General features: G+C 40.7%; 13 protein-coding genes. 2 read left to right on the top strand and 11 right to left on the bottom strand.

Going from position 1 to position 14,393, the window contains the following annotated elements; genetic code table 11:
* Positions 1-42: 42 nt before the first annotated feature.
* The 11 genes from GM920_RS20180 to GM920_RS20130 all read right to left on the bottom strand — a co-directional run bounded on the left by GM920_RS20180 (position 43) and on the right by GM920_RS20130 (position 11,849).
* A complete protein-coding gene (locus tag GM920_RS20180) occupies positions 43-984 on the bottom strand; it encodes a T9SS type B sorting domain-containing protein (protein ID WP_182960889.1) in 942 nt (313 codons plus the stop codon).
* Between the two features lie 17 nt (positions 985-1,001).
* Positions 1,002-1,784: a hypothetical protein gene (locus tag GM920_RS20175; RefSeq protein WP_182960887.1), complete on the bottom strand. Its 783-nt coding sequence runs from the start codon at positions 1,782-1,784 to the stop codon at positions 1,002-1,004.
* Positions 1,785-1,812: 28 nt separating this feature from the next.
* Positions 1,813-4,062 (bottom strand): Ig-like domain-containing protein, encoded by a 2,250-nt coding sequence (locus GM920_RS20170; protein ID WP_182960885.1) that lies wholly within the window; start codon positions 4,060-4,062, stop codon positions 1,813-1,815.
* Positions 4,063-4,604: 542 nt separating this feature from the next.
* Positions 4,605-5,330 carry a 6-phosphogluconolactonase gene (gene pgl, locus GM920_RS20165; protein WP_182960883.1) on the bottom strand — a complete coding sequence of 242 codons (726 nt, stop codon included), beginning with the start codon at positions 5,328-5,330 and terminating at the stop codon, positions 4,605-4,607.
* Positions 5,331-5,422: 92 nt separating this feature from the next.
* Positions 5,423-6,934: a glucose-6-phosphate dehydrogenase gene (gene zwf, locus GM920_RS20160; RefSeq protein ID WP_182960881.1), complete on the bottom strand. Its 1,512-nt coding sequence runs from the start codon at positions 6,932-6,934 to the stop codon at positions 5,423-5,425.
* A gap of 33 nt (positions 6,935-6,967) precedes the next feature.
* Positions 6,968-8,380: an NADP-dependent phosphogluconate dehydrogenase gene (gene gndA / locus GM920_RS20155; RefSeq protein WP_182960879.1), complete on the bottom strand. Its 1,413-nt coding sequence runs from the start codon at positions 8,378-8,380 to the stop codon at positions 6,968-6,970.
* On the bottom strand, positions 8,380-9,141 hold the full coding sequence (locus GM920_RS20150; protein WP_182960877.1) for an ROK family protein: 762 nt from the start codon (positions 9,139-9,141) through the stop codon (positions 8,380-8,382). The genes gndA and GM920_RS20150 overlap by 1 nt, the downstream gene beginning before the upstream one ends.
* 105 nt (positions 9,142-9,246) lie before the next feature.
* Positions 9,247-9,552 carry a response regulator gene (locus tag GM920_RS20145; RefSeq protein ID WP_182960875.1) on the bottom strand — a complete coding sequence of 102 codons (306 nt, stop codon included), beginning with the start codon at positions 9,550-9,552 and terminating at the stop codon, positions 9,247-9,249.
* Between the two features lie 6 nt (positions 9,553-9,558).
* Positions 9,559-10,272: a pirin family protein gene (locus GM920_RS20140; RefSeq protein WP_182960873.1), complete on the bottom strand. Its 714-nt coding sequence runs from the start codon at positions 10,270-10,272 to the stop codon at positions 9,559-9,561.
* A 10-nt stretch (positions 10,273-10,282) separates the two neighbouring features.
* Entirely contained in the window at positions 10,283-10,912 is a 630-nt protein-coding gene (locus GM920_RS20135; protein ID WP_182960871.1) for an alpha/beta hydrolase, read from the bottom strand.
* A gap of 1 nt (position 10,913) precedes the next feature.
* Positions 10,914-11,849 carry a ring-cleaving dioxygenase gene (locus GM920_RS20130; RefSeq protein ID WP_182960869.1) on the bottom strand — a complete coding sequence of 312 codons (936 nt, stop codon included), beginning with the start codon at positions 11,847-11,849 and terminating at the stop codon, positions 10,914-10,916.
* Positions 11,850-12,070: 221 nt separating this feature from the next.
* Between GM920_RS20130 and GM920_RS20125 the strand changes: the two genes are divergently transcribed.
* Both GM920_RS20125 and GM920_RS20120 read left to right on the top strand, forming a co-directional pair.
* The gene (locus GM920_RS20125) at positions 12,071-12,688 is read left to right on the top strand and encodes a sterol desaturase family protein (protein ID WP_182960867.1); all 618 of its coding nucleotides are present in this window, start codon (positions 12,071-12,073) and stop codon (positions 12,686-12,688) included.
* 125 nt (positions 12,689-12,813) lie between these two features.
* Positions 12,814-14,370, top strand: coding sequence for an alpha-L-fucosidase (locus GM920_RS20120; protein ID WP_235964597.1), 1,557 nt, complete (start codon positions 12,814-12,816; stop codon positions 14,368-14,370).
* The last annotated feature ends 23 nt before the right edge of the window (positions 14,371-14,393 follow it).

Below are 14,393 nucleotides of genomic sequence, written 5' to 3'. Positions count from 1 at the left end.
CGGATTTTTAGGTAGTGTAGGGTCTTTAAAACAGAATGGATGTTAACGGATAATGGTTATAAATCCTTTGTAAACTTCCCAGGTATTATTGGCCATTTTCACCTTTATCAGGTAAAAATAGGTGCCTTCCGTAAGCTGAGAGCCATCCCAATCATTCTTGTATGGTTTTTTCTCCATTACTGCTGATCCCCAGCGATTGAAAATACTCAGTTCATTTTCAGGATATCTTTCTAATCCGGTAATGACAAAGGCATCATTTTTTCCATCACCATTTGGTGTGAATACGTTAGGAATAAATAAATCTGATACTGATTTACGGTTGGTAGAGGTGTTGTTTGCCAGATTAGGGTCGACTTCATTGGCTGTAACAGTCGCCGTGTTTTCTAAAACCCCTGGCTTTAATGGCTTGACTTTTATTCTTAGCATGGCAGATTCCCCATTCTCTAGTTTCGGAATTTGCCAAAGAACAGTTCTGGTACCCGCTGCATAATCGGCAAATCCGATACTCGGATGTAGGAGCTGTTCTAAAACCATATTCTCCGGAAGAATGTCTTGAACTTTAACACTATTTGCCACTCCAGCTCCATTGTTTTTTACCTGCAACTGGTATTCAAAGGCATCATTTACAGTGATAGATTTATTTTCTGAACTTTTGGTGATCATCACGTCTGCACTTAAAGTCAGTACGCTTCCACCGGTAAGTAGCAGTGGATCTGAGATGTGCGATGCACATCCGTTTGTATTGTAGGAAATTACGGTGTAAACACCGGGTAGGAAAGCAGCATATTCAATATTTACAGCATCAGGTATAACGACACCGTCTTTTAACCATTGATAACTGACTGCATTAACAGAAGCGGCCCTCAACTTTAAGGAAGCTCCAGCAGGAATAACTGCTGTTGCCTGGCCATTAGCTTGCGCAAAGCATGCCGTTGCACTAAGCAACAGCATACCTGACACGAAACCTGTTTTTCTGTTAAACATTAATTATGATATAATGATTATGGTGCAATTACGATAGTTGGAGTAGCTGGTTTAGGAGTTACAGTAATCGTTGGAGAGGCAGTTGATGTACCCACACAACCAGTGCCCGCATCACTTTTTAGCGTGCCACTAGCCACTTTATATTTAACAGTAGCGATGAACACGTAATCACCTTTGGTAGCACTGCTATTTAAAGTAAAAGTATTTACATTTACAGGGGTAGTTATCGCCCCGATTTCACCTATTGTGGTTACATTTCCTACCGCAGCAGCATTTTTTGTTGCTGTCCATGTAAATTCATAACTCACATCTGAAAGTACTGTTGCAAGTGACAATGCAGTTGCTGTAATTACCGCAGACCTTACCGCATTAGAATTCTCCTCACAAAAACTGGTTACAGGCGCAGTCAATGCAACTGTTGGTACCGGAAGTGAATAAATTTTGAAGGCTGGTGATACATCTCCAGAACAAGAGTTTGGGCTGGCCGAGATGACAAAAACTTTAAAATTATGAGCGCCAGTAGCTAAGGCCGGAAGTGGAAATGAAGGAGCCGTTGCATTTGTAGTTACGTTAACCTGGGTTACAGTACCTATTGGGGTATCACCAGCTGGATTCCATTCTTGCCAAACCAAGATGTCACCGGCTTTAAGTGTGGCCGTTACTGTGGCATCTGGAATCAGGCTGGCTGTTCCGGTACCACACAAATACAAGTCAAAGGAATCTGCAAGCGCATTGAAAGGCAGTGCGAATAAGGCGAATGCTACTGCAGCTAGTCTAAGGGGTTTGAAGTTCGTTTTCATAATTTTAGTTTTAAGAGTTTTATGTAGGTTAATTTAAAATGACATGCGGTGTTGGTGGTTTAGGTGTGACAGTGATCAGCACACTACTGTCGCTAAAACATCCATCTTTGGTATACCTCAGGTAGTAGGTGGTGGTGTTAAGTGGAGGACTAACTGTAGTTGAACTTAAAGCAGCTCCGCCTACGCTGGCAGACCATACATAAGTCCCACCGGTTGTTCCGTTCCCATCAGCAGGGTTTAAGGTGTTCAAGTCTATGGCCTGTCCGAGGCATAAATGATGTGCGCTGATTGCTGGGATGGACGGTTGTAGGTGGATAACAACGTTTGTGCTAACCATAGTGATGCAACCGTTAACATTGGTCACCGTGTAGTTAATGGTTGCTGTCCCGGCAGTAACTCCAGTAACCAAGCCGCTACTATTTACGGTGGCAATCGCAGGAGTAGCACTTGTCCATACACCTCCGGTAGTGGTATTGGATAGTGTTGTAGTTTTGCCCACACAAGCAGATAATGTTCCCGTAATGGCATTAACGGTTGGTAATGGATTTATCGTTACCGTTGCAGTTTGTGTGGCAACACAACCATTTCCATTGGTCAAACTATAAGAAATAGTAGTTGTGCCAGCCGAAATACCCGTTACTAATCCACTGCTATTTACAGTGGCAACGGCAGGACTTGTACTGCTCCATGTGCCTAAAGTAGTCGTGCTAGACAGCAGCGTTGTTTTACCTACACAGGTGGATAAAGTTCCTGTAATTGCATTTACTGTAGGGAGCGCATTGATGGTAACCGTAGTGGTGATGGTGCTCGGACAGCCATTCGGGTTAGGCACAGAATAGGTGATCAGGGAAGTTCCCGCAGTTACACCAGTCACTTGCCCGGTACTATTTACTGTAGCAATGGCTGGACTAGCACTAGTCCAGGATCCGCCTGCAGTCGTGTTGGCCAAGGAAGTCGTGTTGCCTACGCAGGTTGAGAACGTACCGGTAATCGCAGGAAGTACGGGGACAGGAAGTACTGTGACCAATACCGGGATTCTAACAGACTCTTCGGTACAGCCATTTTTAGCAATTGCAACATAATAAGTTGTGGTAGCCGTTAATACCGGTGTTGTAAAACTATTCCCCGTAGTCAACAAGTTCCCTGCAGTAGCAGCATCATACCATTTTGCAGTACTTAATGCAGAAGCGGTAACGGTTAATGTGGTGGTGGTATTGGCACAGATGGTAGGAGCCGGAACCGTTAATACCGGACTTGCAGCAGTGATTTGCACCTCATGCACACGTAATGAAAATAAGAGACTGAGTACGGCTGCACTATTAACCGTCAATCGGTCAAAGGCGACGCCGGGTTTAATGGATGTAGTCACGGGTGTTCCATTACCGAGTAAAGTTAGCAGGTCAAGGCTGAGTAGCGTTCCAAGGGTCTTAGTCCAGACAGCATTTGGATTACTCCCATTGAAGGCACTTACAGTAATCGTATTTGCCAAACCAAGCGTTAGCGGCATTGGTGGTACTGATAGGGTCACTTTAATTTCGTCAGTTGGATTTGATAGTGCAGAAAAGAAGAAATATTGGTCTACACTACTTAATAAGGCTGCGGGAGTGATGGTAGAGTAGGTAGTTAAATTACCATCTACTGCTTGCTGCATATTGTCTACTGTTCCATTTCCTCCTTTTGCAGTACCAATAGCAAGTCCGCAATCTAGGGGGGCAGAGGAGCCATTAGTATTGTAATAAGCATAATGTACATCTAAACCGACACTTTCTAAAGGAGGAAGACCTACTGCGCCACTTCCTGCTGCAGTTAGCGTGACGCGTATGGAGTTAAATGCAGCGGTTGCATAAATAGCCAGATATTGCGAGCCATCACCACCAGCAAGAAGATAAAAGTTAGAACCATTTGCCAGAGATCCGGAGGAATGATAGGCTGCCCCGGTGATGGTGCTTGACTGAGTGGCAGTAGGTCCACCTGTAACTTTGGCAAACACAATCGTGTTTGCTGGAACTGCAGCGTCAAATTGAAGATTTACAAAAGCCACACCTAATGAACCACCTAAAGCACCGAAAGATCCAGCAGCAGCTAAATGGGTATAGGGCGTTGCAGTTGGTTGATTGGCTGAGTTTCCAATTCCACTGACGCAATTGGCAACATTAGTTACTGAACTTGAGGGGCTGCCAGTAACTGTGGTACTAGCGGTACTTCGCGTCGCATACACCCTTTGCCCTTTCACATCAGCTCCCCAGATCACTATTAACGTTAGAGTTAACAGTAACAAAAAACAATTTCTAGTTATGTTTTTCAAACTGAACAGCGACATTTTTGAGAGGTTTTAACCATTTTATTGCCCTTATGGCCTGATAAAACAGTTTTTTATTTATGTTACCTCAAACTTAATAGAGAATATGGGTTTAATAGCCGTTCATTCTGTTCATTTGATTTTGATTATTCCTGCTATTTATTCCTATTAGAGGTAAATGAAGCTTCGTTATTCTCTTTTTTATTGTTTTTACGGAAAAATATTACTTTATTGGAGAAATAGTTGATTTGGGTTTGCTTCCTCATAAATGATCACAATTTCATCATCAGAGAATTTGAATTTTGGAACGTGATTTTTGCCTTAAAAGGTATGCTTATTGGCTGTTTTTGGGGAAGGGTGTACTCAAAACTCCACATACTAAATGAAGAAGAATACGATACGGTGGTTAATCTAAATCATCCATCGATCACATTGATACCGCAAGAGGAAATCATTGTAAAAAACAAAGGCCGGCAGCCATTTTATGACTACCGGCCTTTCCTTCCGTTTTGAAAAGATTCTTAATGATCTAGTAATGCTGCGGCAGCATCATCCAAGAACCAGGTCACGCTTCCGTCAACTGGGTTGATTAATTGTGTAGGATATAATTTTGGGTTTTTCTTTGGATCTTCAATCACATGTTTCACTGCTTCGGCTTTATTCTCGCCAAACACTAAAAACGCGATGTTCTTAGCTTTATTGATCAGTGGAGCGGTAAAGCTAATGCGATACGTAGAAAGTTTTTCAACGAACACAGAATCTACTTCAACTTCCTTACTATTCAGGATAGTTGTACCTGGAAATAGGGAAGCCGTATGAGCATCATCACCCATACCTAATAAAATTAAGTCAAAACAAAGGTCTGCACCATCGAAATGTGCATTAATTGCTTTCGTATATTCGATTGCAGCCTTTTCGGGAGCAAGCGTAGTATCCACATAGAAAATCTGATTTGCAGGAATCTCTAACAGGTCTAGCATGGCTCTTTTTGCCATTAATCCGTTATAGCTTTCATGATCAGGCATCACATTTCGTTCATCGCCGAAGAAGAAATATACTTTAGTCCAGTCGATTTTATCTTTATAGGTTGTAGCCAGTGAGTGGTACAATTCTTTTGGAGAGTTACCCCCGGTTAGTACAAAATTGAAATAGCCTTGTTCTTCAATCGCTTTATTGGCAATTGCAACAATATAATCTACTAAATCTTTTTGTAATTCTTCCTGGGTTTTATAAATCAATAAGTTCATTCGTAATTGTTTTATTAGCTAAAAGGCTAATCCTAAATCGGTGTGTAGACCGTATCAGGATTAGCCTCTTGAACAATGTTTATTTTATTTTGTTATTCGTCTTTCAATGGTAAAGTGAACCAGTGGAAGCCATCTCTGGCAATCAATGCTTCCGCATCTTCTGGTCCCCATGAGTCTGCCGCATAATTAGGGAAACTCAGGGATTTCTTATTCTCCCAGGCATTTACGATTGGCATCAATAATTCCCATGCGCTTTCTACCTGATCTGCACGCATAAACTGCGTTTGATCACCAGTCATCACATCTAATAATAAAGTCTCATAAGCTTCTGGTGCTTGAGCAGTATAAGTGCCTTTATAGTCGAACACCATGTCTACAGGGTTTAAAACCATATCTAAACCTGGTCTTTTTGCTTGTACCTGTAAACGGATACTCATTTCCGGTTGGATGCTAATGATCAACCTGTTTTGTTGCCAATGTTCTGTTACTGCTGAAGGGAATACCTGGTGAGGTACATCTTTAAACTGAATCGTAATTAACGAAGAAGTCTGGAATAAGCGTTTTCCTGTACGAACATAGAAAGGAATTCCTTGCCATCTCCAGTTGTCTACAAAGAACTTAATTGCGGCAAAAGTTTCGGTGTTAGAGTCTGCAGCAACACCAGTTTCATGTCTGTAACCAGGAACTTCTTTTCCTTCTACCCAACCTTTAGTATACTGTCCGCGGACGGTACTAAATCTGATGTCTTCCGGACTAAAAGGTCGCATTGCTTTCAATACATCTACTTTTTTATTTCTGATCTCGTCTGCGTCAAAGTTAATTGGCGTTTCCATTCCGATCAAACAAAGCAATTGCAACAGGTGATTCTGGATCATATCTCTCAATGCACCTGCGCTCTCATAGTAACCGCCTCTTTCGCCAACTCCCAATTGCTCTGTCACAGAAATCTGCACATGATCAATATAAGTACGGTTCCATAGTGGCTCTAAGAATGAGTTTGCAAAGCGGAAAGCCATGATATTTTGTACGGTTTCTTTACCTAGGTAATGATCAATACGATAAATCTGTTTTTCAGTAAAGATGCCGGTAAGAATGGCATTCAGTTCTCTTGCAGTTTCTAAATCTCTTCCAAAAGGTTTCTCAATTACAATTCTGCAATTGTCCTCATCACCAGCCAATCCGTAATCTGAAAGACATTTGGCAATTAATGGGAAAAGGTTAGGGGCTACTGCCAGGTAATAAAGCACCTGTGTAGTTGGGCCAAACTCCTCTTGAAACTTCTCGATATTAGCTTTTAAAACACCGAAAGTTTCTGGAGCTTCCACATCTACAGGACTATAAGAAATATGTTCTGCAAATTTACTCCATTTCTCTTCCTTCACCTTACCGGATCTGGAAAAGCTGTTTACACCGCCCATTAGTGTTTTTCTGAAGTCATCATCCGTAAGCTTCTTTCGGGCTGTACCAATAATCTCAAATTTTGCTGGCATGAAACCATCAGAATATAGATTGTAAAGTGCAGGCGCAAGTTTGCGCAAATTTAAATCACCGGTACCACCAAAAATGACGATTATGGTTGGATTGACGTTGATGCTTGTTTTCATTTGTGAAATTGTTGTATTAGTTCACTGGGTTATTTATATGTTATTCTCGTTCCAGTTCGCATGGAAAATACCTTCGCTGTCTGTACGTTCAAAAGTATGCGCACCAAAGAAATCTCTTTGTGCCTGTGTTAAATTCAACGGCGAATTAGCTGTTCTTAACGAGTCATAATAGGTTAGGGCAGAGGCAAAACAAGGCACCGCAATACCATGATTGATCGCTGTAACCACTACATTTCTAGTTCCCGGTAAAATATCTTTTAACTGTTTTTGGATACTTTCATCGGAGTATAAATGAGGAAGTTCAGGTTGTTTTTTATAAGCCTGATAAATGTCTTCTAACAATACCGCTCTGATGATACATCCACCGCGCCAGATCTGAGAGATCTCTTGTAGGTTCAGTTCGTATTTAAATTCTATAGAAGCTTGTGCTAATAAATGTAAGCCTTGCGCATAAGAAGTGATCATTGCAAAATAAAGCGCTTGCTCTAGATGAGCTTCGAATTCTTCAGTATGCTCTACTTTTTGTGATGGGTGAGGCAATGCAGCACCTAAGGCAACACGTAAAGTTTTGAATTTAGACAGATCTCTCGCACTCACCGATTCATTAATCGTTGGGATTGGTAATTGCAGGTCCATAGAAACCTGAGAAGTCCATTTTCCTGTACCTTTAGATTTCGCCTGATCTTTGATCACATCAATCAGGTAACCACCAGATTTCACATCTTTCACTTTGAAGATGTCTTTGGTCACTTCTAATAAAAACGACTTCAATCTGCCGTTGTTCCATTTGTCAAAAGTGGCATAAATCTGCTCATTGTTATAACCAAGGCTGTTTTTCAACAGGTCATAAGTTTCAGCAAGGATTTGCATTACACTGTACTCAATACCATTATGCACCATTTTCACGAAATGACCGGAAGCGCCAGGGCCGATATAAGCGACACAAGGATCACCATTTACTTTAGCAGAAACTGCTTCAAGGATAGGTTTAACCGCATTGTAAGCTTCTTTATCACCACCAGGCATCATACTCGGACCAAATCTGGCACCTTCTTCACCACCAGAAATACCCATACCGAAGAAATGGAATCCTTGTGCTGCAAGCTCTTCTGCTCTTCTGCTGGTATCCGTAAAATGAGAGTTTCCACTGTCAATGATCAAATCACCTTTATCCAATAATGGAACAAGCTCTTGAATTACACTGTCTACAATTGCACCTGCTGGTACCAAAAGAACAATTCTTCTTGGCAATTCCAGACTTTGGATAAAGTCTTCCAGTACGGCAAAACCTTTCAATTGATGTGCTTTTCCGTCCTCTTCCAGCTTCTTTAACATGTCAGGACTCTTGTCATAACCGGTTACAGAATAGCCATTGTCGGCCATGTTAAGCAATAAATTGCGGCCCATTGTGCCCAGGCCAATCATTCCTAAAGTGTACTTGTTCATTATTTGTTGTTGATTTTAGGGTGAGTAGTAAATACATGAAATTTTTCTTCCAGGTCCCATAATTTTGCACCACCCTTGATTCCGTCTTTATTGGAAGCCAGTTTGATGTTAGGATCTAAGGTAAAAGTAATCTCTTTTGAATTGCCACCACCAATATATAGGGTGTCGTAATTAAATACGGTTTTATAAATTTCTATAATGCGCTGCAAACGCTCATTCCAATCCTTCTTACCAACTTTATTAAAGGCCTTATTGCCGATATAATCGTCGTAGTCTTTGTTTTTGCTGATTGGAAGGTGCGCAAGTTCCAAATGAGGAAGTAGGTCGCCATCATATAACAAGGCGGTGCCAAAACCGGTGCCCACTGTAAACACAATCTCAAAGCCTTTTCCGGATACGATACCTAAAGCTTGTTGGTCGGCATCATTTACCATACGTACAGGTTTACCAAAGGTATCGCTTATCAGCTGAGCAAGATCTACATCTTTCCATTTGTTCTTTGCCAGATTGGGTGCGGTGAATACTACACCACATTTCACATAACCAGGAAAACCAATAGAAATTTTAACAAAAGACTGGTCTAATTTTGCAGCCAGCTCTTTAATGCATTTGATCACTACTTCTGGAGTAGCATTTTTTGGGGTAGGAACTTTGGTGTATTCAGAAAGGAGTTCACCTTTAACATCTAAAATACATGCCTTAATGCTGGTTCCACCAATATCGATGGATAAAATTTGACTGTTTTTCTCTGCTGCAGGCATGTGTAATTGATGTAAAAATAACCCGGGTGTATTATAAACACTCAAAATAACAAAAAATCGACCATTTAAAGATGCTAAACATCAATATAAAACAATAAAAAAACATTATGTCTGGTCTAAACCTTGTTTGATCTCTGCAAAAAGCAGGCCGCTTCCTCCCCCAAAGTGGTAGATTACAGGAGTTTCGGGATTGATTTTGTGCAAATCCCGTTCAAGTTCCTTTTCTGCCTCCGGAGCTAGTCCGGCACCCATCAAAACGAGGTCAAAAGCTCCGGTGCTAAAGCGGTTTAATACTTCCTCTGCAGTTGCAGCAGGAGTAGCTTTAAATTCTCCACTTTTTTCAATCAAGCGGATCAGGGTTTCCAGAATTCCGGGATGACAACACATCACCAATATTTCTTTCTTTTTCATGGATTTTTAATTCATCGGTACTTCAATCAACAAGACTTCAGCTTCCGTTAAGGTGTTTATCTCCAGGGCATCAATTTCCCATAATCCAAAACCATCGCGGTCCGCTAAATCCTGGCCATTTACTTGGATTGTTCCTTTGATCACAAAAACATAAATCCCGTTTTTTTTATGTTTTAAAGGGTGATTAATCTTTAATCCCGCTTCGAATTTGCCAAGGTGAAACCAGGCATCCTGATAAATCCATACCCCGGCATCATCAGGATTAGGGGATAAAATTTGTGTAAACTGATTAGGAAGTAAATTCTTGTCATAACGTTCCTGTTGATACCTGGGCGTTACATTTCTTTGATTTGGAAACAGCCAGATCTGTAAGAATTTAGCGGGAACCTGTTCATCATTATTGTACTCCTGATGGTAGATGCCAGTGCCGGCACTCATCACCTGAACTTCTCCAGGTTCAATTACGGCTACATTATGCATGCTGTCCTCGTGTTTTAATCCACCTTCCAATACAATGGAAATGATCTCCATGTTGTCGTGTGGATGTTCGCCAAATCCGGTGCCACCATCGATGTAATCGTCATTTAATACTCTTAATGCCCCAAATTGAATGCGTTCTGGATTATAATTTCCTCCAAAACTGAAGGTCTGGAAACTTTTTAACCAACCATGATCTGCAATGCTGCGGCTGTCGGCTTTATGTAATACGGTCTTTGCCATAATATGATGCTTAATTTGATTGAAAAACCAAGGTTCTGGCCAATTCAATCTCTGCTTTACTAATGGTGTGTGCTCTTCCTGGATAAATCTGAACGCTGACTTTGGCGTTCATTTCTTCCAGTATTTTTTTACTTTCATTTACTCTGGAAACCGGAACATGTGGGTCAGGATTTCCAGTAGTAATCAATATTGGTGTTTGGTCAAAATTTCCCTCGTAATTAGAAAGATCCAGTTCTTCTCCAATTAATCCACCTGTAAAGGCGACCACCCCAGCATATTTTCCAGCATTTCTGCTGATGTATTCTAAAGTGAGACAGGCACCTTGTGAAAACCCCACAAAGAAGATTTTGTTTTTGGGAATTCCTTGGGCCTCAATATTTTCAACTAGATCTTTGATTAGCAATAAGGCGCTATCCAATGCGGGTTGGTTTTCTGAAACCGGTGCCAGAAAACTATAAGGATACCAGCTGTGGTTTGTGGCTTGTGGTGCAAATAATGCGGCATTATTCATTTGTAGATGTTGGTTTAAAGAAATAATGTCTGTTGCAGATGCCCCTCTGCCATGTAAAAATATGATGGCATTTTCCGCCGAATCAATTGGCAATCCGGCGGTGATTATGTTTTTATGATGGGTATACATGTTAGTTTAATTTTGGTAGAATACCTTCAATGATGGTACGGTTACTTTCATATTGTGCAGGCAGCTTCAGGTGTGTACCCAATTCTTCCAAAGGCTCATCAATAGTGAAGCCCGGGTTGTCTGTTGCTATTTCAAAAAGTACCCCTCCTGGTTCACGGAAATACAGCGAATAGAAGTAATTACGGTCAATTTTTTCTGTAATATTCAGACCCAATTTTACAATCTGATCTCTGAAATACATTAAGGTAGCCTCATCTTTCACCCTAAATGCCACATGGTGAACAGAGCCTCCTGCTACGTGTCCGATAGACTCGCCTGGTGCTTCTACCAAATCGACAATTGCTGCATGAGCCACTGCATCAGTGATAAATCTGGATCTATTTACTTCCGTAGTCGATAGTTTATAACCCAATACTCCTGTTAAAATTGCTGCCGTAGCCTCCATTTTGTTGGTGGTAATGGTGATGTGGTGAAAACCATGTGTGGCATGCGCTTTGGTAACTTCTTTGGTTTCCCATTGCGGTCTGGAATCTGGTGTCTGTGCTTCTGTCAATTCGAATTTCAAACCATCAGGATCTAAAAACGTCAGGTACCTTTCTCCAAATTTTACTGCTGGTTTATTATAGATCACATTGTTTTCTTCTAATCTCTTTTGCCAGAAATCGAGGCTCCCTGCTGGAACGCTATAGCCTATCTCGGTCACTTGTTTTGTACCTCTTCGGCCTGCGCCAATTCCTTCCCAAGGAAAGAAGGTTAAAATGCTGCCTGGATTTCCATGTTCATCACCATAATAAAAGTGATACGTATTTGGATCATCGAAATTAACGGTCTTTTTAACCAACCTTAATCCCAATACCCTTGTGTAAAAATCATAATTTTTCTTTGCATTACCTGCAATTGCAGTAATGTGGTGAATACCTAAAATTTCATTTTTCATAGCTCAATTATTAATTACAATACAAATTTAAGGCTAAGCATTTCCCTGGATCTTACCATATCGTAAGAAATACTTTTTTTGCTATATTTAAGAAATGTAAAACATAAGCAAGACGCAAACTGTTAATTAATGTCATAAAAGTTTCATAACTCTTGAGCTGGATTCCTATTTTCAAGATTCCTCCCTAAGTTTGTCGCTTCCACAAAAGACAGCACGATACGATGAAAAAGAATTTTATATCCAATTCTCCCGAGTCAACACGAATGTTTAAGAGTCCACTATTAGAGGGTTTATCGAAAATTCCTTATTTCGTTCCACTAATTGTGTACGTTCCGGTAATTTTATATTTCTGCTGGCAAGCGGTTCAATTGAATTCGGTATTTACGGCGATTGGGCATGTCTTATTAGGACTTTTCATCTGGACTTTAACAGAATATGTATTGCACCGTTTTGTGTTTCATTTCTATCCGAAATCAGAATGGGGTAGAAGGATTCACTTCATCTTTCATGGCGTACACCATGATTACCCAAATGATGCCCAAAGGTTGGTGATGCCACCCTCTGCCAGTATTCCTTTGGCCGCAGCTTTTTACTTCTTGTTCCGTGCGATTTTTCCAGTAAATATGTTGGATGGCTTCTTTGCCGGATTTATCATGGGCTATCTGTTTTATGACATGACACATTATATGTTGCATCATGCAAAATTTAGTAACCCTTTCTGGAAAAAATTAAAACAGCACCATATGCTACACCATTATGATGATTCCACCAAAGGTTATGGTGTAACTTCAGATATTTGGGACAAAGTATTCGGTTCTGAGCTTACAAAACGTTCCTAAATCATCTCTTGCCAAAAAAGCTTAACGTTTTGGCAAATAACACAAACTTTTTGTTTTAAATTCCTGCGTTCTTTGAATTGGCCACCATCTTTTTTAATGGCTGAACCAATTTATAAACACACAAAATGAAAACAAAGGTTGTAAGGGGTAAAGCAATCCATAGCCTGATGGGCTTAGTTGCTTGTGGAATCCTTGCGGGTTTACCACAAAAAGGAACTGCACAAATTTTTACTGACAAGAACTATGTCAAGATCAGTCCAAGTGATACGGAAGCTGACATCATTAGGAAAGCCGCGAATGTGACGCCTTCTCCGAGGCAACTTCGATGGCAACAATTGGAGCTCACTGCTTTTATTCATTTTGGGATCAATACTTTTACCAATAAAGAATGGGGAGATGGTACCGAAGACCCTAAAATTTTTAATCCTGAAAAACTAGACACCCGTCAATGGGTCAAAGTATGTAAGGATGCGGGATTTAAGCAGGTGATCTTAACCGCAAAACACCACGATGGCTTTTGTTTATGGCCAAGTAAATTCACTGAACATTCGGTAAAAAATAGCCCTTGGAAAAATGGACAAGGTGATGTGGTAAAAGAAATGGCTGCTGCTTGTAAAGAGTTTGGCATTGGTTTCGGAATTTATCTGTCTCCATGGGATCGTAATTCTCCATATTTCGGAAGTATGGAGTATAATAATTATTTCATCAATCAGCTGACCGAATTACTGACCCAATATGGTCAGATTGATGAAGTATGGTTTGATGGCGCCAATGGAGAAGGACCAAGCGGAAAAAAACAAGTCTACGAATACAACAGGTGGTATAACCTGATTCGTAAATTACAACCTAAGGCAACAATCGCTGTTTCTGGGCCCGATGTAAGATGGGTGGGGACAGAAACAGGTTATGGAAGAGAAACCGAATGGAGCGTCGTTCCTGCTGATCAGATGATACCGGAAGCTATTGCTGCAAACTCTCAAAAAGCAGAAGACTTTGCACCAAGAGATATGATGGCGAACGATCTTGGTAGTAGAGCCGTGATTTCGAAAGCCAAAAGTTTGGTTTGGTATCCAGCTGAAATCGATGTATCTATCCGTCCGGGATGGTTTCACCATCCTGCAGAAAACAATAAAGTGAAAACTCCTGAAAAATTAATGGACATCTATTATAGTTCTGTTGGCCGCAATGGGGTGTTACTGTTGAATATTCCACCAGATAAAGAAGGGTTGATCAACGAAAGTGATGTCAATGCACTAAAAGGTTTCAAAAAACAATTGGATGAGACGTTTGCTCACAATTTATTGAAATCAGCAAAATTAAATGGAAGTAACCCTAAGAAAACTGCTGTTTTATTTGACGGGAGAGATGCCTCTTATTTGAAAATGACTGAAAAATCTGCACCATATGTGATGGACTTTAAAATGGATAAGCCTCAAAAATTTGATGTACTGTTGCTACAAGAAAACTTGCAGATGGGACAAAGGGTAGAATCTTTTGTACTGGAGTATAAAGATGGGGATACCTGGAAGAAAATTATAGATGGAACTACTATTGGTTATAAACGCTTGTTGCGTTTCCCTGCGGTAACCGCAGAAGAGGTTAGATTACGGATTCTTTCTTCCAGACTTCAACCTGCAATTGCAGAAGTAGGTTTGTATTTACGTCCATCTAATACAAAGTAATCGTATTTATTGGACGCAATATC

Source organism: Pedobacter gandavensis (genome assembly GCF_014172405.1).
Classification (GTDB): Bacteria; Bacteroidota; Bacteroidia; order Sphingobacteriales; family Sphingobacteriaceae; genus Pedobacter; species Pedobacter gandavensis.
Note: the sequence above shows the minus strand (reverse complement) of the source record. Positions and strands in the feature narration are given on the sequence as shown.